The 20,879-nt window shown below is 66.6% G+C and carries 22 protein-coding genes; 13 read left to right on the top strand and 9 right to left on the bottom strand.

What is annotated here, in order from left to right; genetic code table 11:
• Positions 1-77: 77 nt before the first annotated feature.
• The 3 genes from AC3WQA_RS01730 to rimO all read right to left on the bottom strand — a co-directional run bounded on the left by AC3WQA_RS01730 (position 78) and on the right by rimO (position 3,603).
• A complete protein-coding gene (locus AC3WQA_RS01730; protein WP_492673393.1) occupies positions 78-1,160 on the bottom strand; it encodes an ADP-ribosylglycohydrolase family protein in 1,083 nt (360 codons plus the stop codon).
• A 289-nt stretch (positions 1,161-1,449) separates the two neighbouring features.
• Entirely contained in the window at positions 1,450-2,259 is an 810-nt protein-coding gene (locus AC3WQA_RS01725) for a DUF3025 domain-containing protein (RefSeq protein WP_492673392.1), read from the bottom strand.
• A gap of 6 nt (positions 2,260-2,265) precedes the next feature.
• Positions 2,266-3,603, bottom strand: coding sequence for a 30S ribosomal protein S12 methylthiotransferase RimO (gene rimO, locus AC3WQA_RS01720; protein WP_492673391.1), 1,338 nt, complete (start codon positions 3,601-3,603; stop codon positions 2,266-2,268).
• 136 nt (positions 3,604-3,739) lie between these two features.
• Here rimO and AC3WQA_RS01715 point away from each other — a divergent pair, with 136 nt between their 5' ends.
• A complete protein-coding gene (locus AC3WQA_RS01715) occupies positions 3,740-4,417 on the top strand; it encodes a dienelactone hydrolase family protein (protein WP_492673390.1) in 678 nt (225 codons plus the stop codon).
• On the top strand, positions 4,414-4,830 hold the full coding sequence (locus tag AC3WQA_RS01710; protein WP_492673389.1) for an HIT domain-containing protein: 417 nt from the start codon (positions 4,414-4,416) through the stop codon (positions 4,828-4,830). Before AC3WQA_RS01715 ends, AC3WQA_RS01710 begins: the two co-directional genes overlap by 4 nt.
• Before the next feature lie 54 nt (positions 4,831-4,884).
• On the opposite strand, the gene AC3WQA_RS01705 is transcribed toward AC3WQA_RS01710, so the two are convergent.
• From AC3WQA_RS01705 to apbC, 3 genes are all read right to left on the bottom strand, one after another.
• Positions 4,885-5,388 (bottom strand): hypothetical protein, encoded by a 504-nt coding sequence (locus tag AC3WQA_RS01705; protein WP_492673388.1) that lies wholly within the window; start codon positions 5,386-5,388, stop codon positions 4,885-4,887.
• Positions 5,389-5,484: 96 nt separating this feature from the next.
• Complete coding sequence (dcd, locus tag AC3WQA_RS01700) at positions 5,485-6,054, bottom strand: dCTP deaminase (protein WP_492673387.1); 570 nt, start codon at positions 6,052-6,054, stop codon at positions 5,485-5,487.
• A 214-nt stretch (positions 6,055-6,268) separates the two neighbouring features.
• Positions 6,269-7,363 carry an iron-sulfur cluster carrier protein ApbC gene (apbC, locus tag AC3WQA_RS01695; RefSeq protein ID WP_492673386.1) on the bottom strand — a complete coding sequence of 365 codons (1,095 nt, stop codon included), beginning with the start codon at positions 7,361-7,363 and terminating at the stop codon, positions 6,269-6,271.
• Between the two features lie 170 nt (positions 7,364-7,533).
• Here apbC and AC3WQA_RS01690 point away from each other — a divergent pair, with 170 nt between their 5' ends.
• The 5 genes from AC3WQA_RS01690 to nth all read left to right on the top strand — a co-directional run bounded on the left by AC3WQA_RS01690 (position 7,534) and on the right by nth (position 11,911).
• On the top strand, positions 7,534-7,998 hold the full coding sequence (locus tag AC3WQA_RS01690; protein ID WP_492673385.1) for a DUF2147 domain-containing protein: 465 nt from the start codon (positions 7,534-7,536) through the stop codon (positions 7,996-7,998).
• A gap of 114 nt (positions 7,999-8,112) precedes the next feature.
• Positions 8,113-10,203 (top strand): methionine--tRNA ligase, encoded by a 2,091-nt coding sequence (metG, locus tag AC3WQA_RS01685; RefSeq protein ID WP_492673384.1) that lies wholly within the window; start codon positions 8,113-8,115, stop codon positions 10,201-10,203.
• A gap of 10 nt (positions 10,204-10,213) precedes the next feature.
• On the top strand, positions 10,214-10,669 hold the full coding sequence (locus AC3WQA_RS01680) for a putative signal transducing protein (protein ID WP_492673383.1): 456 nt from the start codon (positions 10,214-10,216) through the stop codon (positions 10,667-10,669).
• Positions 10,653-11,276, top strand: a complete 624-nt coding sequence (locus tag AC3WQA_RS01675; RefSeq protein ID WP_492673382.1) for an RnfABCDGE type electron transport complex subunit B — start codon at positions 10,653-10,655, stop codon at positions 11,274-11,276. The genes AC3WQA_RS01680 and AC3WQA_RS01675 overlap by 17 nt, the downstream gene beginning before the upstream one ends.
• Entirely contained in the window at positions 11,273-11,911 is a 639-nt protein-coding gene (gene nth / locus AC3WQA_RS01670) for an endonuclease III (protein WP_492673381.1), read from the top strand. The genes AC3WQA_RS01675 and nth overlap by 4 nt, the downstream gene beginning before the upstream one ends.
• A 174-nt stretch (positions 11,912-12,085) precedes the next feature.
• Here the strand turns inward: nth and AC3WQA_RS01665 are convergent, their stop codons facing one another.
• Positions 12,086-13,372 carry a porin gene (locus tag AC3WQA_RS01665; protein WP_492673380.1) on the bottom strand — a complete coding sequence of 429 codons (1,287 nt, stop codon included), beginning with the start codon at positions 13,370-13,372 and terminating at the stop codon, positions 12,086-12,088.
• Positions 13,373-13,545: 173 nt separating this feature from the next.
• Between AC3WQA_RS01665 and rnt the strand changes: the two genes are divergently transcribed.
• The 6 genes from rnt (at position 13,546) to phoU (ending at position 18,989) form a co-directional block, all read left to right on the top strand.
• Positions 13,546-14,205, top strand: a complete 660-nt coding sequence (gene rnt, locus AC3WQA_RS01660) for a ribonuclease T (protein ID WP_492673379.1) — start codon at positions 13,546-13,548, stop codon at positions 14,203-14,205.
• Positions 14,206-14,364: 159 nt separating this feature from the next.
• A complete protein-coding gene (gene pstS / locus AC3WQA_RS01655) occupies positions 14,365-15,348 on the top strand; it encodes a phosphate ABC transporter substrate-binding protein PstS (protein ID WP_492676298.1) in 984 nt (327 codons plus the stop codon).
• Positions 15,349-15,542: 194 nt separating this feature from the next.
• Complete coding sequence (pstC, locus tag AC3WQA_RS01650; protein WP_492673378.1) at positions 15,543-16,508, top strand: phosphate ABC transporter permease subunit PstC; 966 nt, start codon at positions 15,543-15,545, stop codon at positions 16,506-16,508.
• Positions 16,505-17,374 carry a phosphate ABC transporter permease PstA gene (gene pstA / locus AC3WQA_RS01645; protein ID WP_492673377.1) on the top strand — a complete coding sequence of 290 codons (870 nt, stop codon included), beginning with the start codon at positions 16,505-16,507 and terminating at the stop codon, positions 17,372-17,374. Before pstC ends, pstA begins: the two co-directional genes overlap by 4 nt.
• Entirely contained in the window at positions 17,367-18,179 is an 813-nt protein-coding gene (gene pstB, locus AC3WQA_RS01640) for a phosphate ABC transporter ATP-binding protein PstB (protein ID WP_492673376.1), read from the top strand. The genes pstA and pstB overlap by 8 nt, the downstream gene beginning before the upstream one ends.
• Positions 18,180-18,296: 117 nt before the next feature.
• On the top strand, positions 18,297-18,989 hold the full coding sequence (gene phoU / locus AC3WQA_RS01635; protein WP_492673375.1) for a phosphate signaling complex protein PhoU: 693 nt from the start codon (positions 18,297-18,299) through the stop codon (positions 18,987-18,989).
• 95 nt (positions 18,990-19,084) lie between these two features.
• On the opposite strand, the gene phoR is transcribed toward phoU, so the two are convergent.
• The gene (gene phoR, locus AC3WQA_RS01630; protein WP_492673374.1) at positions 19,085-20,128 is read right to left on the bottom strand and encodes a phosphate regulon sensor histidine kinase PhoR; all 1,044 of its coding nucleotides are present in this window, start codon (positions 20,126-20,128) and stop codon (positions 19,085-19,087) included.
• On the bottom strand, positions 20,125-20,814 hold the full coding sequence (gene phoB / locus AC3WQA_RS01625; protein ID WP_492673373.1) for a phosphate regulon transcriptional regulator PhoB: 690 nt from the start codon (positions 20,812-20,814) through the stop codon (positions 20,125-20,127). Before phoB ends, phoR begins: the two co-directional genes overlap by 4 nt.
• Positions 20,815-20,879: the final 65 nt, after the last annotated feature.

Here is a 20,879-nt window from a genome sequence, read left to right as displayed (position 1 = left end):
GCAGCCTCGACTCCGCTTGTGGCAGCCGTTCATGGGCGGGCACGCCAGGCGACCGGCTCACCGGGATGACGCCGAGGTCAAGCGGACTGGTCAGCGAGCCTTTCGCCGAGTGCGCGATACGTGGCAGCCATGCCCAGCCCAACGATGAGGCGCTCGGGTATCGCCTCGATCCCGCCAATGGCGCCGCACAGCGCGCCGGTGAGCATGGCGCGCGCCTGGTTCTGTCCACCCGCGTTCACCGCGTGGAGCACGCCCTGTTCCACGTCGCCCTGGAAGCGCGCCGCCAGGTAGTAGGCGGCGGGAAACTGGTGGTACACCGCGCACGGCAGGCCGTAGACCAAGCCAACCTTCGATGCCGGTTCGATGCGTACCGCCGGATCGTGCGCCGCGCGCGCGATCGAGGATACCGTGAGCAAGGCGTCGGGCGAGGCGAACTGCCCGGCCTGCAGCGGCGCCTCCGCGTCTTGCGGCACGTCCAGCGCACCGCTGGTCACGGTGTGGAACGGCAACTCGCCGGACTTCACCAGCGCCATCAAGCGCCCGGACAAATCGCCATCCAGCGGCACGCCACTCGCCAGTTGCCCCAGCACGGCGGCAAACGCCAGCGTCATCGCGCCCACCGTGGGATCGCGCTGGGTCAGCGCCACGTTGCTGCTGACGTGCTGCGCCAGCCGTCGCGGCTCGCCCGCGTAGCGCAGCGCGATCGCCAGCACCCGCTCCGCCGCCTCGGTGGTATCCGCCAACCCCGCCACCTGCCCCCACGGCAAGCCGGTGCGGCGTTTGCGCCAGGCCTCGCGCATCGACTGGCTGGTGTAGCCGCCCGGCCCCGCCATCGGCGTGCCGTCGATCACCGCGAACAACTCGCGATCCAACCGCGCGCAGAAGTCCGCCTCGTCGTAGCCGCCGCGTTCCACCAGCGAACGAGTGGTCAACGCGAGGATGAAGCCCGCCTGCGACGACGCGCCCGCTGGCAGGCCTTCGTGGTAGCGCCCCGGCTTCGGCGCCGTGTAGTCGCTGATCCAGTCGCCGTAGTCGCGGCGCAGCGCGGCGAGGTCGTAGTACCAGTGCGGGCCGAGCGCCAGCGCATCGCCGATGAAGGCACCCAACAGGGCGCCCTGGATGCGGCTTGTTCTTGAAGTGGGGGATAGATTTGGGGACATGGCGTCGCATCCAGGCTGGGTGACCACGTTGCATCGTACGCCTGCCCTCGGCCAACCCCACGTAGCGCCACACGGGTTCCACATCCCACAAGCCGGCCAGGCGGCGACTTGGAACCCAAGCATTGGGTGCATCGAACGATGTCCGTACAGGAATGGAGCATCGTTCCCACATTCCTCCGTGCAACAGCCGGTCACTCGACAACCAAGGCAAAAGTAACTCTGCAGTGTGCCTCACGTCGATCTTGCCCATGGCGACGATGCCACTGTGCGTTTGTGCGCCCCACCACATTCACCTGCCGGTCAACGGTGCGGGGTAATTGCGCCCTGCCCGCACTGGTAGAAAACACGGTGCGTCGCCGAAAAATGCTTCGCACTCGTTGTCGGAATGCCAGCCGGGCACCCCAGCCAGCGGCAATGGCCGCAGATCCAGTGGATCGCGCAATGCCGTGCCTTCGTGGATTGCCCGCGCACAAGCATCGGCCACCATCACCGGCGACACATTGGGATCGGCCACGACCAATGCCTTCCCCACCAGTAACTGCCCCGGCGTCAACGCGTGTTCGAGCAGCGCGTGGCCGAACACTTCGACGCCAATGCGGCCATCGAGCCAGGCGTTGCGTTCGCGCCAGAACAGGCCGTTCCAATCGTGCGCGTCCCATAACCGCAACAAGGATGGATCACGCAGCGCGACCACCACGCCGGCTTCGTCGAAATGGGTGAGCGCGTATTGGGCACGAGAGCGCTGCTTCGGCCCCATGTGGGCGATTTCGGCCATCTGCCGCATGTTGAGAGCGCGCTTCAGGGCGGGATGGCGCAGCCAGACCAGCGCATTGAACAGGTCGTGCCAGTTGTTTGCACGGGTGGCGATGGCGCCGTGTTCGGCGATGCGCTGTTCGTAGTGCAGGCCGTCGGCCAGCAACTCGCGGGTTTGTGCCACGAAACGCTCGCGCATGCCGGTGGGTCGGGCGGCGTTGAGCGCCTCAATGGAAGGCCAGTCGTGGCCTTCGGTCAGCCCGGCATATTCGCGCCACGCCGCCAGCGGCATCCGCCCGAACACCTGCGGATCGACCGCCTCACGGGCCGGCGCCAAGTAGCGCATGGCGCGTTACACGATCTTCAGTGAGGGATGCGCCAGGCGCGCGTGCAGGTCGTGTTCGCTGGCTGCCTCGACCACCACGTCGACGAACTGGCCGGGCTTGAGCGACTGCCCGTCGGCGATCAGCACGCTGCCGTCGATCTCCGGCGCGTCGGCCATCGAACGGGCCACCGCGCCGCCCACGCCCGCCTCATCCACCAGCACCTTGAGCGTGCGGCCGATCTTGCGCTGCAGCTTGGCGGCGGAAATTTCCGCCTGCACCGCCATGAACTGTTCGAGGCGGTCTTCCTTGAGTTCTTCGCTGACCGCGCCGGGCAGTTCGTTGGCCTTGGCGCCGTCCACCGGCGAGTAGGCGAAGGCGCCCACGCGATCCAGCTCGGCCTCGCGCAGGAAGTCGAGCAGCTCCTCGAACTCGGCGTCGGTCTCGCCGGGAAAGCCGACGATGAAGGTGCTGCGGATCGTGAGGTCGGGTACCAGCTTGCGCCAGTTCTGCACGCGCTCCAGCGTCTTCTCGATGTTGCCGGGGCGCTTCATCAATTTCAGGATGCGCGGGCTGGCGTGCTGGAACGGGATGTCCAGGTACGGCAGAATTTTTCCTTCCGCCATCAGCGGCATCAGCTCGTCCACGTGCGGGTACGGGTAGACGTAGTGCAGCCGCGTCCACGCGCCGAGCTCGGACAGGCCTTCGCACAGCTCGGTCATGCGCGTGCGATGGCTTTTCCCGCGCCATTCGCGTTCGGCGTACTTGAGGTCGACGCCGTAGGCGCTGGTGTCCTGCGAGATCACCAGCAGCTCCTTCACGCCGCCCTTGACCAGCTTCTCGGCCTCGACGAGCACCTCGTCGACCGGGCGCGAAACCAGGTTGCCGCGCATCGACGGGATGATGCAGAAGCTGCAGCGGTGGTTGCAGCCTTCGGAAATCTTGAGGTAGGCGTAGTGCTTGGGCGTCAACTTCACGCCGGTGTCCGGCACGATGTCGAGGAACTTGTTGCGCGTGGGCGGCAAGGCCTCGTGCACGGCGTGCATCACGCTGGCGTAGTCCTGCGGGCCGCTGATGGCGAGCACGTCAGGGTAGGCCTCGCGGATCAGCTCGGCGCGCTTGCCCAGGCAGCCGGTAACGATCACCTTGCCGTTCTCGGCGAGCGCGGTGCCGATCGAGTCCAGCGACTCCTGCACCGCCGACTCGATGAAGCCGCAGGTGTTCACCACCACCGCATCGGCCTCGCCGTAGGTGGGCACGATCTGATAGCCCTCGACCTTGAGCTGGGTGAGGATGCGCTCGGAATCCACCAACGCCTTGGGGCAGCCCAGGCTGACGAAACCGATCTTTTGCGAAGCCTGCGGCATGGCGGTGGCAACCGTGATGACGGGAAGCCGGGCATTGTACTGGCTCGACGCCGGTAAACGGCCCGCTGGCTTTCACCGTTTCCAGCAACATCGGGTTTTAGAATCACCTCTCCGCCGCGCAAAGGAGACGGCCACCATGGGCCAGCAGATCAATATCCCCACCAACCGCACGCGTTGCATCGGCGGCTACCTCGCCAAGCCCGAAGGCAAGCCGAAGGGCGGCATCGTGGTGGTGCAGGAAATTTTTGGCGTCACCGCGCACATCCGCAGCGTGGCCGACCGCTTCGCCGCAGCCGGCTATACGGCCATCGCGCCGGCCTTCTTCGACCACCTGGAAGCCTGGCTGGAGCTGGACTACGACGACGTGGGCGTGGCGCGCGGCAAATCGCTGGTGACCGAACTCGGGCTGGATCGCCCGCTGGAAGACGTGGCCAGCGCCGCCCAGTCCATCGCCTCGTCCGGCAAGATCGGCGTGGTGGGCTATTGCTGGGGTGGCACGGTGGCGTTGCTTTGTGCGCAGCGCCTCGGCCTGCCCGCGGTGAGTTACTACGGGGCACGCAACCTGGGTTTTCTCGGCCAGACGCCGAAGGCGCCGGTGATGTTCCACTTCGGCGAGCTGGATCCAAGCATCCCGCCCGAAGCCGTGGCCAAACACCGCGAAGCGCTGCCCGACATGCCGGTATTCAGCTACCCCAGTGCCGGCCACGCCTTCAACCGCGACGTGCCCGGCGACAAGCACTATCACGAAGCCAGCGCCACGCTGGCCTGGCAGCGCACGCTGGACTTTTTCGACAAACAGCTGGCCAGCGCATGAGCGAGGCCGGTTTTCTGCTGGACACACGCCTCGCGGCCGACACACGCCACGTCGCGATGCTGCCGCTGTGCGAGCTGCGCCTGATGAACGACGCACGCTTTGCGTGGCTGATCCTGGTACCGCGTCGCGCCGGCCTGGTGGAAATCAGCGATCTCGATGAAGCCGAACAGCCGCAGTTATGGCGCGAGACCAACCAGTGCGCTGCCGCGCTGCGCGCCGTGGCGCCATGCGACAAGCTCAACCTCGGCGCGCTGGGCAACATCGTGCGCCAGTTGCACCTGCACGTGGTGGCGCGTACCGAGGGCGATGCCGCCTGGCCCGGCCCGGTGTGGGGTAGCGGTGCCACCCTGCCCTACGACGAAGCGGCATTGGCCGCGCGGCTGGCGGTACTGCGCGGCGCGTTGTCACCATGAAAAACCCGCCGCTTGCGTCGCAGGCAGAGTCGCGTGTCACACCCTAACACGGGCTCAGTAGCCTCGTTGTCCCGCTTGTTCGACGCTGTCGCAGCCTGCAGCCGAGCGGCACTTCTGGCCGTCGTCGACCTTCACCGGCTCATGGTGGTCTTCCAGCTTGCGAGCCTTGGTATTGACCGCGCTGATCTGGGTGAGCTGGCCGCCATCGTCGTAATAGGCGGCGAAACCGTAGTCGATGGACATGCGCGCCAGATACTGCAGGTGCACCTTGCGGATGCCGGAGTCGTCGCCGGGGACGAGCAAGACGGTCTTGGGCAGTTTGCCGATGTCACGCAGGTAGGCGAAATGGCTGCCGGCGTCCACCGCCGACAGTACCGCGCCGTCGATGATGAACTGGCCTTCCTTGTAGGACTCGATGGTGGTGTCGAACTGCCCTTTCCAATGGGCGATCTTGGCCTGGTCCTTGGCGGCACCCTTGTGGCAGCCGCCGAGCAGGATGGTGCTGCCCAGCAGCAACGCGGTGGCCGTGCGTATCATCAGGGTGGAAAGACGGGTCATCGGGGTCTCCTGCGCGAAGCGGCCGGGGCGGCCTGTCGAGTGTAGCGAGCGGACGACGCGGCCATGCCTGCGCCACGCCGCCGTGGGGGTGATGGTTCAGGTGCGCGGCAGGGTCACGCCCTGCTGGCCCTGGTATTTGCCGCCGCGATCCTTGTAGCTGGTGGCGCACTCCTCGTCGGATTCGAAGAACAGCATCTGCGCCACACCCTCGTTGGCGTAGATCTTGGCCGGCAACGGCGTGGTGTTGGAGAACTCCAGCGTCACGTGGCCCTCCCACTCCGGTTCCAGCGGGGTGACGTTGACGATGATGCCGCAGCGCGCGTAGGTGCTCTTGCCCAGACACACCACCAGCACGTTGCGCGGGATGCGGAAGTATTCGACGGTGCGCGCCAAGGCGAAGGAGTTGGGCGGGATGATGCACACGTCCGACGCCACGTCGACGAAGCTGTTCGGATCGAACGCCTTGGGGTCGACGATGGTGGAGTTGATGTTGGTGAAGATCTTGAACTCGCGTGCGCAGCGCACGTCGTAGCCGTAGCTGGAGGTGCCCCAGGACACCGCGCGGCTGCCGTCGGCGGCTTGCTTCATCTGCCCCGGCTCGAACGGCTCGATCATGCCGTGGCTTGCGGCCATCCGGCGTATCCACTGGTCGGACTTGATGCTCACGTGCGCTCCGCAGTCGGCGTAGTGCCCGGTGGCGCCGGGCGAAAGCGACAAAAATACATGGTCGGGGCAACGATGCGCCAGCGACGCACACTTAACTCCCCTCTCCCGCCTGCGGGAGAGGGGTGGGGGAGAGGGCGCATTGCCCAACCAGAACCAAAGAGCCCCCTCTCCCTAGCCCTCTCCCCAACATACGTTGGGGGAGAGGGGATAAAGACTATGCGCCGGGGATGCCCTGCACCACGATCTTGCCCAGCCCCAGCGACTTGTTGCGCGGCTGGCGCGAGAGGCGGCCGGCGGTGTTGCGGGCGATCTCGCGGTAGCGCGCGGCCAGCTCCGACTCGGGCATCGCCACCACGGTGGGATTGCCGCCGTCGGATTGCTCGCGGATGCGGATGTCCAGCGGCAGCGAGCCGAGATAGGGCACCTGGTACTGCTCGGCCATGCGCGAGCCGCCGCCCTCGCCGAAGATGTGTTCCTCGTGGCCGCAGTGCGAGCACACGTGGGTGGCCATGTTCTCCACGATGCCGAGCACGGCCACTTCCACCTTCTCGAACATCTTGAGCGCCTTACGCGCGTCCAGCAGGGCGATGTCCTGCGGCGTGGTGACGATCACCGCGCCGGATACCGGCACCTTCTGCGCCAGCGTGAGCTGGATGTCGCCGGTGCCGGGCGGCAGGTCGATGATGAGGTAGTCGAGCATCTCCCAGCGCGAATCGGTGATGAGCTGCATCATCGCCTGGGTGACCATCGGGCCGCGCCAGATCATCGGGGTTTCCTCATCGACGAGGAAACCGATGGACATGGCCTGCATGTCGTGCCCGCGCATCGGCACGATGCTCTTGCCGTCGGGCGACTCGGGCTTGCCGCTGATGCCCAGCATGCGCGGCTGGCTGGGGCCGTAGATGTCGGCATCCATCACGCCCACCCGGGCGCCCTCAGCCTTGAGCGCCAGCGCCAGGTTCACCGCCACCGTGGACTTGCCCACGCCGCCCTTGCCCGAGGCCACCGCGATGATGTTCTTGACGTTGGGCAGCGGGCCCAGCGTGCCCTGCACCTTGTGCGACTGGATGCGGCTGGCGATCGACACGCTGGCCTGGGCAATGGCCGGGTTGGCCTCCAGCGCCTGCCGCGCTTTCGCCACCATGGCGTCGATCACGCCGGCGGCGGGATAGCCGATCAGCAGGTCCACCGAAACCTTGTCGCCGTCCACGCCCACCGCGCGGATGGTCTCGCCCAGCGGCGCGCCAGTATGGGTGTCGATCAGCTCGCCAAGCAGTTGGCGCACCAGGGCTTCGCTCGCCTGCGTCATGTCGAATCGAATTTTGCCGAATGGGGAGACGCGCATTATGCCAGCCGTGCCCTGCCGCCCGTGCTGATGCAGGTCAGCGTGGCCGGCCGCAGCCATGGCGCGACGCCACTTGACGCCGGCGGCGGCTACCGGCACGCTCCGACCATACTGTTTCGTACGGGGAGACCACCATGAAGCTTGCTGTTCGTTACGCCCTCGCCATCGGCCTGCTGGCAGGCACGGGTGCCGTATCCGCCGCCGACCTGAGTACCCCGGTGGGCACCTGGCAGCAGGTGGACGACGCCACCGGCAAGGTGAAGTCCATCATCGAGATCAGCACACTGAACGGCCAGTTGCAGGGGCGCATCCTGCAACTGCTCAACCGCGACCCCAAGGACATCGCGCGCGACGGCGAGCATCCCAAGTGCACCAAATGCGATGGTGCGCTCAAGGATCAACCCATCGAGGGCATGACCATGATGTGGGGCGTGCGCAAGGACGGCGAGGTGTGGGACGGTGGCAAGATCCTCGATCCCAAGAGCGGCAAGCTCTACAAGGTGAAGCTCACGCTGGAGGACGGCGGCAGGAAGCTCGATGTGCACGGCTACATCGGTTTCGCCCTGCTCGGCCGCAGCCAGACCTGGAATCGCCAGTAGACCTTGCGACAGCCGCTCGCGAAAAGCGCGCCGCATGGCGCGCTTTTTCGTTGCGGAGGCCGGCATTTGGACGGCCGTGGCATAATGGACGACCCCCAGGAGCCACCGCCCACCATGCCTCGTCGCCTGCTCGTCACCCACGCCCTGCCCTATGCCAACGGCCCGCTGCACCTGGGCCACATGCTGGGCTACATCCAGACCGACATCTGGGTGCGCGCGCAGCGGATGATGGGCCACGAGGTGCATTTCGTGGCGGCGGACGACGCCCACGGCACGCCGATCATGCTGGCTGCCGAGAAGGCCGGCACCACGCCCGAGGCCTTCATCGCGGAGATCCGGCAGGGCCACGAGGCCGACTTCGCCGCGTTCCATTTCAGCTACGACCACTACCACACCACCCACTCGGACGAGAACCGCGAACTGGCGGCGCTGATCTACACGCGCCTGCGCGACGCGGGCTATGTCGCCAGGCGCAGCATCCAGCAGCTGTACGACCCCGAAAAGCAGATGTTCCTGCCCGACCGCTACATCAAGGGCACCTGCCCGAAGTGCGGCGCGCCGGATCAGTACGGCGACAACTGCGAAGTGTGCGGCGCCACCTATGCGCCCACCGATCTCATCAATCCTTACTCGGTGGTATCCGGCGCCACGCCGGTATTGAAGGATTCCGAGCATTACTTCTTCGAGTTGTCGAAGTTCCAATCGCTGCTTGAAGACTGGTTCGCCGGCAAGCTCACCGGCGGCCCGGTCGCCAATCCCGGCGTGTTGGCCAAACTGCGCGAGTGGCTGGACGGCGGCTTGCGCGATTGGGACATCTCGCGCGACGCGCCCTACTTCGGCTTCCCCATCCCCGACGCGCCCGGCAAGTTCTTCTACGTGTGGCTGGATGCGCCGGTCGGCTACCTGGCCAGCTTCAAGGCGCTGTGCGACAAGGGCGGCCTGAAATTCGACGACTTCCTCGGCGCGGACAGCCAAACCGAGATGCATCATTTCATCGGCAAGGACATCATCAATTTCCACGGCTTGTTCTGGCCGGCGATGCTGCACGGCGCGCACATGCGCGTGCCCACCGCGCTGCACGTCAACGGCTACCTGACCGTGAACGGCGCGAAGATGTCCAAGTCGCGCGGCACCTTCATCAAGGCGCGCACCTACCTCGATGCCGGGCTCAATCCCGAGTACCTGCGCTACTACTTCGCCAGCCTGCTGAACGACACGCCGGTGGACGTCGACCTCGACCTCAAGGCCTTCGAGGAACGTGTCAACTCGCACCTCGTGGGCAAGTGGGTGAACATCGCCAGCCGCACCGCGGGCTTTGTGCAGAAGTTCTTCGACGGCAAGCTGGTGGACCGTTTCGACGTCGAACACACTGCATTGTGGGAACAGCTGATCACCCAGTACGAAGGCATCGAGGCGCTGTACGAAGGCGGCGAATTCGCCGAACTCACCCGCCGCTTCGTGGCGATGGCCGACCTGGTCAACAGCCACATCGCCGCGAAGGCGCCATGGGCGATGGCCAAGGACGAAGCCCGTCGCACCGAGCTGCACCAGGTGTGCTCCTTCGCGCTGGCCGGCTTCCGCCTGCTGGCCGGTGTGCTCAAGCCCATTCTGCCCGCCACCGTGGCTGCCGCCGAAGGCTTCCTCGCTGCGCCGATCAAGGACTTCGCCGATGCGCGCGACGCGTTGCATGGCCACAGCATCGCCGCCTTCAGCCCGCTGATGGCGCGCCTCGACCCGAAGCTCATTGAAGCCATGATCGAAGCCTCGAAGGAATCGCTGGGCACCCCTGCGCCCGCCACTGAAACCGCCAAGAAGAAGCCCGTGAACGACACCGCCAAGCCCGCCGCCACCCCCGCTCCCATCGACGCGCCGGCCACCATCGCCATCGACGATTTCGCGAAGCTCGACCTGCGCGTGGGCAAGGTGCTGGCCTGCGAGTTCGTGGACGGCTCGGACAAGCTGCTGCGCTTCGAGTTGGATGCCGGCGAGCTGGGCAAGCGGCAGATCTTCTCCGGCATCCGCGCTGCCTACGTCGAACCGGAAAAACTGGTCGGCCGCAACGTGGTGTTCATTGCCAACCTCGCGCCGCGCAAGATGCGCTTCGGCCTCTCCGAAGGCATGATCCTCTCGGCCGGCACCGGCGGCAGCGACCTGTTCCTGCTCGACGCCGACCAGGGTGCGCCGGCTGGCGCCACGGTGCGCTGACGGAGGCACGATGCGGTGCGTTCACCGATCCTACGGACAGGCCGAGGCGGAGATCGTCGCGGGCCTGCTGCGTGAAGAAGGCTGCGTTGCCTTCGTCTACGAAAACGGCCTGTCGCGGCTCGAATGGTACAAGGTGATTGCGTTTGGTGGCCCGCTGGTCGTGGTTCCCGATGCCTGCGTGGCGCAGGCCCGCGACGTGCTCGACCACTGGCGGCGCGGCGATTACAGCGTCGAGTGCGACGACCGCTGCCCGCGCTGCGACAGCGGCGACATCGAAGAGAACCCCAACTATCGCGGCTGGGCCTTCTTCTTCGGATGCTTCCTCGGCCTGCCGCTGTGGCCGGCACTCAAGTGGCGCGAACGCTGCAAAGCATGCGGCCACCACTGGAAAGCGACGTTGCCGGACACGTATGCCGAATTGAACAAGCTGGTGAGCCCAACGGACGCACATGCCCGCAATGGTTGAATCCGCGCCCACCGCCGACCAGATCGACGCCCTGCTGCCGCAGACCCAATGCGGGCAATGCGGCTACCACGGTTGCCGGCCCTATGCGGAGGCCATCGCGCGCGGCGAGGCGCCGATCAACCGCTGCCCGCCGGGTGGCACCGAGGGCATCCGCAAGCTGGCCACGTTGCTGCACACGCCCGAACTACCGCTCGATCCCGCCTGCGGCGTGGAGAAGCCGCGCCTGCTGGCGCGCATCGTCGAGGCCGACTGCATCGGCTGCACCAAATGCATCCAGGTCTGCCCCACCGATGCCATCGTGGGTGCGCCCAAGCTGATGCACACCGTGCTGGCCGACGACTGCACCGGCTGCGAGCTGTGCGTGGCGGCCTGCCCGGTGGACTGCATCGAGCTGATCCCGATGCCGCCCGAGCAGATCGACCAGGCGCATGCCGACGCGGCGCGCGAACGCTTCCAGAAACGCGAGACACGGCTGGCGCGCGAAGCCGCCGAGCGCGAGGCGGAGCTGGCGGCGCGCAAGGCCGAGGTCGACGCCGTGGCAGCGACGGGCAACCCGGTGCTGGCGGCACTGGCCCGCGCCCGCGCGAAACAGGCCGGCAAACCATGAAACGCACCGACGTAGTCGAGTTGTTCACCCGCCTGCGCGAGCTGAACCCGCAGCCCACCACCGAGCTGCTGTTCGACACCCCGTTCGAATTGCTCGTCGCCGTGGTGCTCTCCGCGCAGGCCACCGACGTGGGCGTGAACAAGGCCACGCGCAAGCTCTACCCGGTGGCCAACACGCCCGCCGCGATCCTCGCGCTGGGCGAGGACGGGCTGAAGCGTTACATCAACACCATCGGGCTCTACAACGCCAAGGCGAAGAACGTGATCGCGCTGTGCGAGCTGCTGATCGCGCGACACGGCGGCGAGGTGCCGCGCTACCGCGAGGCGCTGGAGGCACTGCCCGGCGTGGGCCGCAAGACCGCCAACGTGGTGCTGAACACCGCCTTCGGCGAGCCCACCATCGCGGTGGATACGCACATCTTCCGCGTCGCCAACCGCACCGGCCTCGCCCCCGGCAAGGACGTGCGCGCGGTGGAAGACAAACTCCTGAAAGTGGTGCCCGCCGAGTTCAAGCGTGACGCCCACCACTGGCTGATCCTGCACGGTCGCTACGTGTGCAAGGCGCGCAAGCCGGATTGCCCGCATTGCCCAATCCGCGACTTGTGCGCGTACAAGCACAAGACGCCGGCGTCCTGAACCAGTGTCCGGCAGCAACAATGCCGACAACCTGACCGATCGTCGTGTCGTACGACTGGGCGACCGACGCAAAAGCAAACGGCGGGCATCCTGCCCGCCGTTTTCCGTCCCTGGGTCGAACTCCCTTACGATAAACGGTTTGGACGCCGCCGGTTGCCAGGCGGCGGCAGGCGATCAGAAGGCCACTTCGCCGAACACGCCGATCTCGTTGGTCTTGACGTTCTGCACGTGCGGCGGCAGCGGCGTGGCCACCGACTTGTCACCCTTCTCGTGCTTCCACACGCCAGCCAGCTTGAAGCCTTTGCTCACCTGGTACTGCAGGCCGAGGTTGTAGTAGGTGTCCTTGGCGTTGTTGTCCAGGTTCTTGCTCAGCTTCGCCTCGTCGTAGCGGGCGAACAGGGCGAGATCATCGGTCAGCGCCACGCTGCTCCACACCGACCAGCCATCGGCTTTGTCGGCCTGCGGGGTCATCACATTGCTCCAGTTCTTCGCGGTGAAGTACTCGCCGCCCACCCGGAACTGCTTGTTGACGTAGGCCACCAGCAGGTCGCCGCGCTGCGCGGTGTGGTCGGCGCTCGCGGTCTGGGTCTCCTGGCCGCGGTGGCCGGAGTAGCCACCCACCGCCACGGTGAGGCCATCGAACGGCACGAAGCCCACGCGCGCTTCCACGTCCACGCCCTTGCTGCGGCTGGGGTTCTTGTAGCCGGCGCCGTTCACCACCGACACCGCGTAGTTGAACATGTTGTTGGCGCCGACGTCACCGAAGGCATGCAGGCCCCAATCGGCCGAATTCGCGTACTTCAGGCGGTCGGTAAGGGTGTTCTCGACGTAGCGGAAGCCGTACAGGTTCTCGACGAACGGGATCCACGGCATGTCGGCCGAGCCGACGCGGAGGATCGCGGCCTTGTCGAACTTGCCCTGCACGTAGGCCTTCTTCACGAACAGGTTGGTCTCGCCGTCGTTGGCGACGTAGTTGAAGTCGGTGGTCAGGTTGGCCGACCACACGTCGTTGAACTGGTGGTCGACGCCCAGGTAGAAGCGCTTCACGTCCAGCCCGACGCCGTTGGCGGCGGTCTTGCCGCTGTCGCTGTTCTTCTGGTCGATGTTGCTGAAGTCGAAGAACATCTTGCCGGACAGCTTGGTGTTGTTGACCAGCTTGTCGAGCGCCTCGAGGCGCTTGTCAGGCACGGCGACAGTCGCCTGCTTGGCCTCCACCTGCTGCACGGCCTGAGCGGTCTGGCTCTGTGCCTCATTCTGCGCGCTGGACTGCGCCTGCAGTTCGTCCACCTTTTCCTGCAGGGCGGCGAGCTGGGCCTTGAGCTGCACCAGCTCTTCGGCGCCGACGGTGGCCTTGGCCGCAGCCTTGGGGTGCGTCGTCTTCTGCGCCGGCGCGGCGCTGGCCGCAAAACTGGTCAGGCCCAGACCGGCGGCTACCGCGAGAGCGAGCGTCTTGGAATGCATGCATGTCTCCATATGGGATAGATGGCGGACCGCCTCTTTGGCCCGACGGAATGCGGGGCAGCAAGGCACGAACGTGACGCAGCTTGCCCGACGTTCGTTGCGGTTGCATGCATTTCATGTGACACCGGCATGACATCGGCCGACTTTCCATGCCCGACTGATATGCTGCGCGGATGGACATCCCGAACAACAGTCTGGCTGGCCGCATGGCCGAGCGTTTCCGCGGTTTCTTGCCGGTGGTCGTGGATGTGGAAACCGGCGGTTTCGACGCCACGCACGATGCCCTGCTGGAAATCGCGGCGGTGATCGTGGGCATGGACGAGCAGGGCTTGCTGCACCATCGCACCACCGTGCACGCCCACGTGGAACCCTTCCCGGGCGCCAACCTCGACCCGCGTGCGCTTGAAATCACCGGCATCGACCCGGACAACCCGCTGCGTGGCGCGATGCACGAGCGCACGGCGCTGGAGCACGTGTTCCAGCCGGTGCGCGTGGCGATGCGCGAGAGCGGCTGCCAGCGCGCGATCCTGGTGGGCCACAATGCCGCCTTCGACCTCGGCTTCCTCAACGCCGCCGTGCAGCGTACTGGCAACAAGCGCAACCCGTTCCACCCCTTCAGCTGTTTCGACACCGCCACCCTGGGCGGCCTCGCCTACGGCCAGACCGTGCTCGGCAAGGCCGTGCTGGCCTCCGGCCGCACGTTCGACGCCCGCGAGGCGCATTCGGCGATCTACGACGCCGAGGCCACCGCCACGCTGTTTTGCGACATCGTGAACCGCTGGCGGCAACTGGAGACCTTCGAACGCGAGCGGGTGGGCGTCGATCTGGGCTGACGCGGCGTACTGTCACGTGACTGTCATCCTTCACTCATCCGCCTGCAACACGGAGTCGCTGGAATGGTGGGCACCGGGCGCCGCCCGGCCATTGCCTAAGGAGCCTCCGTGCTAACCTCATCGCGTTTCCTGTGCCGGCTCGGCACGCTTTCCGCGCTCATCGTCTGCTCGCTGGGCGCCCTGCCCGCCAACGCCACCGACATCACCGGCGCGGGTTCGAGCTTCGTCTACCCCGTGATCTCGAAGTGGTCGGCCAGCTACGCTGAGAAGACCGGCCACCATATCAACTACCAGTCCATCGGCTCCGGCGGCGGCATCGCCCAGATCAAGGCCGGCACGGTGGACTTCGGCGCCAGCGACATGCCGCTGGACGAGGCCACCCTCGCCAAGTTCGGCCTGGGCCAGTTCCCCGACGTGATCGGCGGCATCGTGCCGGCGTTCAACGTGTCCGGCGTGGCGCCGGGCAAGATGACGCTGGACGGCTCGATCCTGGCCGAGATCTACCTGGGCAAGATCACCCATTGGAACGACCCGGCCATCCAGAAGCTCAACCCGGGCCTGAAGCTGCCCAGCACCAAGATCACCGTGGTGCATCGCTCTGACGGCTCGGGCACCAGCTTCAACTTCACCAACTACCTGTCCAAGGTCAGCACCGACTGGAAGGCCAAGGTCGGCGAAGGCACCGCCGTGAACTGGCCGACCGGCATCGGCGGCAAGGGCAACGAGGGCGTCTCGGCCTACCTCCGCCAGATCCCGAACTCGATCGGCTACGTCGAGTACGCCTACGCGCTGAAGAACCACATCGGCTACGCGCTGATGAAGAACGCCGCCGGCAAGGTGGTGCAGCCCAACACGGCCAGCTTCCAGGCCGCCGCCGCCACCGCCGACTGGGCGCACGCGAAGAACTTCAACCTGCTGATGACCAACGCGCCGGGCGCCGAGGCCTGGCCGATCACCGCCACTTCGTGGGTGATCATGTACAAGCAGCCGAAGAACGCCGCCAACAGCAAGGTCGGCTTCGACTTCTTCAAGTTCGCCTACGAGCACGGCCAGGAGCAGGCCCGTGCGCTAGACTACGTGCCGCTGCCGACCTCGTTGGTGAGCCAGATCGAGGCTTACTGGAAGGCGGAGTTCAAGCAGTAAGCATCCCCCTCACCCCAGCCCGCTCCCCCAACAGGGCTGGGGGGAGGGAGGCGCAAGCCCCCTGCTTCAAGTCACCTCCGCTGACCGCGGAGAAAAGCTGCAAGCCCTCTGCTGCAAGCCCTCTCCCCCGCTCGCGGGGGAGAAGGGGTCGGGTGAGGGGGCGTTTGCCCAAACCTTCCCCGGGTCTTCAAGCATTGGCCACCATCGACGCAACTTCGCAAATAGACCAACGCAGCCGCCGCGACGCGCGTCACGACGCCTGGTTCCGCGCCCTGCTGAAGGCTTGCGCCCTGCTGGTGCTGGCCGCCTTGCTGGGCGCCGCGCTGTCCACGCTGTGGGGCGGCCACGAGGTGTTGTTCAAGGACGGCTTCCACTTTCTCACCAACGACGCCTGGAACCCGGTCACCGACGACTACGGCGCGCTGGCGCCGATCTTCGGCACCCTGGTGACCTCGCTGATCGCGCTGCTGCTCGCGGTGCCGATGAGCTTCGGCATCGCCTTGTTCCTCTCCGAGATCGCACCGGCCTGGCTGCGCGGCCCGGTTGCCACCGCCATCGAACTCCTGGCCAGCATCCCGTCGATCATCTACGGCATGTGGGGCTTGTTCGTGTTCGTGCCCTTCATGGCTGGCATCGAGCCGGCGCTTTCCGACACGCTGGGCAAGCTGCCGCTCATCGGCAAGCTGTTCCAGGGCCCGCCGCTGGGCCTGGGCCTGCTCACCGCGGGCATCGTGCTGGCGGTGATGATCCTGCCCTTCATCACGACGGTGATGCGCGAGGTGTTCCAGACCGTGCCGATCCGGCTCAAGGAGTCCGCCTATGCGCTGGGCTCGACCACCTGGGAAGTGGCGTGGGACATCGTGTTGCCCTACACCCGCTCGGCGGTGATCGGCGGCATCTTCCTCGGCCTCGGCCGCGCGCTGGGCGAAACCATGGCGGTGACCTTCGTGCTCGGCAACGCCTACGGCATCACCAGCTCGCTCTTGATGCCCGGCACCTCGATCTCCTCGGCCATCGCCAACGAGTTCAACGAGGCAGTGGGCACGCATCGCTCGGCGCTGATCGCGCTGGGCTTCCTGCTGTTCGCGGTGACCTTCGTGGTGCTCTTGATCGCCCGCCTGATGCTGCGTGCACTGGCACGGCGCGAGGGCGCACGATGAGCGGCTCCCGCTACCCGCGCCGCCGCCTCGCCAACGTGGTCGCGCTCGGCCTCAGCGCCTGCGCCACCCTGCTCGGCCTCACGTTCCTCACGTGGATACTGTGGACGACGCTGAAGAATGGCCTCGGCGCGATCACGCCCCACCTGTTCACCAAGATCACCGCCTACGCCGAACAGGGCGGCCTGTCGAACGCCATCGTCGGCAGCCTCATCATGGACATGTTGGCGCTCGCGATCTGCGCGCCCATCGGCATCGCCGCCGGCACCTTCCTCGCCGAATACGCCAACCGCAGCCGACTCGGCGCCACGATCCGCTTCCTGAACGACATCCTGCTGTCGGCGCCATCCATCGTGCTTGGCCTGTTCGTGTACGTGATCGTGGTGTTGCCGATGTCGAACCTCACCCACGGCGAGGTCTCGTTCTCCGGTTTCGCGGGCGCGGTGGCGCTGGCGCTGATCGGCCTGCCGGTGATCGTGCGCACCACCGACGAGATGCTGCAGTTGGTGCCCAGCACGTTGCGCGAAGCGGCGCTTTCGCTGGGCATCCCGCAATGGAAGCTCACCGTGCAGGTACTGATGCACGCGGCCGCCTCGGGCATTGCCACCGGCGTGCTGCTGGCGCTGGCGCGGCTGGCCGGCGAAACCGCGCCGCTGTTGTTCACCGCCTTCGGCAACAATTACATGGCCGTCCACCCGCTGGACAAGATGGAAAGCCTGCCGGTGGCGATCTACCAGTACACCAACGATCCCAACCCCGAGCTGCACGCCATCGCCTGGGCCGGCGCGCTGCTGATTACGCTGTTCGTGCTCGCACTGAGCCTGTTCACCCGATTGCTGCTGTTCCGCCACAAGGTGCGTTATGACTGAGCTTGCCACCCGCGACGCGGATCGCGCCGCGGCCGCGCCACCCGCCGCCGTGCGCACCAAGATCACGGTGCGCGACCTGCACTTCCACTATGCCGGCTCCCATGCGCTGAAAGGCATCGCCATGGACATCCCGGAGAAGCAGGTCACCGCGATCATCGGCCCCTCCGGCTGCGGCAAGTCCACCCTGCTGCGCATCTTCAACCGCATCTACGCGATCTACCCGAAGCTCATCGCCAGCGGCGAAGTGATGCTGGACGGCGAGAACATCCTCGATCCGAAGTATTCGCTGAACCGCCTGCGCAGCAAGGTCGGCATGGTGTTCCAGAAGCCGGTGCCCTTCCCCATGACGATCTTCGAGAACGTGGCCTGGGGCATCCGCCACCACGAGAAGCTCGGCAAGGCCGACATGCTCGATCGCGTGGAGCAGGCGCTGCGCCGCGCCGCGCTGTGGGACGAGGTGAAGGACAAGCTCAAGCACAGCGCGCTCGGTCTCTCCGGCGGTCAGCAGCAACGCCTGTGCATCGCCCGCGGCATCGCGCTCAAGCCCGAGGTACTGCTGCTGGACGAACCCACCTCGGCACTCGACCCCATCGCCACCAGCCGCATCGAGCAGTTGGTGGAAGAACTCAAGCACGACTACACCATCGTGATGGTCACCCACAACATGCAGCAGGCTGCGCGCGTCTCCGACCGCACCGCCTTCATGTACCTGGGCGAGCTGATCGAGTTCGACACCACCGAGAAGATCTTCACCAAGCCGTCGAAGAAACAGACCGAGGACTACATCACGGGAAGGTTTGGCTGAGAGCCGAAACAGGGAATGGACATGGGGAACCGGAAGGCCGGTTCCCGCGCGTCCCGCCCCGACCGCCCCTTCCCGCGTCATGTCGCTTCCCCCATTCCCACTTCCGATTCCCTTCCCATGACCGACCACATCATCAAGAGCTACGACGACGAACTGGCGCGCCTCACCATTGAGCTGGTGCGCATGGGCGAGCTGGCGGTGAGCCAGTTGGAGGCCGCCATCGACGTGGTGGAGCGCCGCGACGAGCGCGCCGCAGCGCACGTGGTGGGCAACGACGACGTCATCGACCGGATCGAACAGGAGATCGGCCACGATGTGGTGCGCCTCTTGGCGCTGCGTGCGCCGATGGCCAGCGACCTGCGCAACGTGTTCGCCGCGCTGCGCATCGCCGCCGATATCGAACGCATCGGCGATTACGCCGCGAATGTCGCCAAGCGCTCCATCCCGCTGTCGCTGACCCCGCCGATCCAGCCCACCGGCGGGCTGGCGCATCTGGCGGAGCTGGCCACCGCCGAGGTACGCGATGTGCTGCGCGCCTATCGCGACCGCGATGCCGAACTGGCCTATCGCGTGTGGCAGGACGACGCGGCGCTGGACGCCGCCTGGACCGGCTACTTCCGCCAGTTGCTCACCTACATGATGGAAGATCCGCGCAACATCACGCCGTGCACCCACCTCTTGTTCATGGCCAAGAACATCGAGCGCATCGGCGACCACGCCACCAACATCGCCGAAAACGTGTGGTTCATGGTGCGCGGCGAGCCGCTGGCGGGGGCGCGCAACAACGAAGACCACACGGTGGATACCTGAGCGTCGGCAAAAAACGGCCGCCCGCCGCAGCCGCCGCACAGCGCGCCCGGCGACGCCGCTCGCGCTGTTCACCGGCACTGCACCGCCGATAGTGCCTACGCCGCAGGCGGCAGCAGACGGCCGGCGTCGAACACGCAGGCGAAGGTGGAGCCCTTGCCCGGCACGCTGTCCACGCGCAGCTGCGCATCGTGCAGGCTGAGCACATGCTTGACGATGGAAAGCCCCAGCCCGGTGCCGCCGGAGGCGCGCGAACGGCTGGACGACACGCGGTAGAACCGCTCGGTGAGCCGCGGCAGGTGCTCGGCGGGAATGCCGTAGCCGGTGTCGCTCACCGCGTATTCGGCGCCGTCGGGCGTGCGCCGCCAGGCGATGGTGATGGTGCCGCCGTCGGGCGTGTAGCGCACGGCGTTGCTCACCAGGTTGGAGAAGGCACTGTGCAGATCCTTGGGCGAGCCCAGCAGGTCGACACCGGCGGTGTTCTCCAGCACGACGCGGTGACGGCCCTGGCTCAAGCCATCGGCCTCGCTGCGCAGCGTGTCGAGCAGGGACGCCATGTCCACCCGCTCCTCGTCGAGGTGCTGCTGCACCTCCAGGTGCGAGAGCACCAGCAGATCCTCCACGATCTGGCGCATGCGCTGCGACTGTATGCGCATTTCGCCAAGCACGCCGGCGAGCGCGGGCACGTCCTCGGGATCGAGCAGTTCCAGGTAGCCGTGGATCACGGTGAGCGGCGTGCGCAATTCGTGCGACACGTTGGCGACGAAATCGCGGCGCATCTGCTCCAGCCGGCGGATGCGGCTGATGTCGCGCGCCACCAGCAGGCGACTCTCCTTGCCGTAGCTGGTCAGCGACAACTGCAGGCGGACGTCGTCCCCGGCCGGCGAGGCGACGTCGTCGGCCACGCCTTGCGCCATCCGTGCCCACACCGATGCGCCGTCCGCGCCGAAGCAGGCGGACGCCGACATGCCGCGATCGCGCGGCCAATGAATGTCCAGCAGGCGCTGCGCCGCCGGATTGCACCAGCGCAGGCGGCCATCGCGATCGAGCAGCGCCAGCCCGTCCGGCAACGCGCAGGCCACAGCGCGCAGGTCGCGCAACTGGCCGGCGAGGCGTCGCGCGCGTCGATGGCCGGCGCTCACGGCAGCGCCGACAGGCGGTAGCCGGTGCCACGCACGGTCTGGATCAGACCATCCAGGCCGAACGGCTCCAGCGCCTTGCGCAGGCGGCGGATGTGCACGTCCACCGTGCGCTCCTCGATATACACGCTGCCGCCCCACACCTGATCCAGCAGCTGCGCGCGCGAGTAGACGCGGTCGGCATGGTTCATGAAGAAGTTCAGCAGCCGGTATTCGGTGGGGCCGATCTCCACCCGCGCCGCGCCGGCGTATACGCGGTGCGCCGGCCCATCAATGCGCAGGCCGCCCACTTCCATCGAGCCGGTGCCGCCGTCGGCCTGGGTGCGCCGCAGTACCGCCTTGATGCGCGCCACCAGCTCGCGCGTGGAGAATGGCTTCACCACGTAATCGTCCACGCCGGCCTCCAGTCCGCTGACGCGATCCAGTTCCTCGCCGCGCGCGGTGAGCATGATGATCGGCACTTCGGCGGTAGCCGGTTCGCGGCGCAGGCGGCGCGCCAGCTCCAGCCCGGACAAGCCCGGCAGCATCCAGTCGAGCAGGATCAGGTCGGGCGGCTGGTCGCTGATCGCCAGCAGCGCCGCATGCGCGTCGGCGGCATGCACGGGCTCCATGTCGGCCTTGCGCAAAGCAAAGGCCACCATGTCGCGGATGGAGGTTTCGTCTTCGACGATGAGGATGCGTTTGTGCATGTGACGATCCGCGTCTTCCCAGTGACCAGGCCATTGCAGCGTAGAAACATGACTGGCCCGTGACA

Source organism: Rhodanobacter sp. FW106-PBR-R2A-2-24, assembly GCF_058789615.1.
This window is presented reverse-complemented; position numbering and strand designations above follow the sequence as displayed.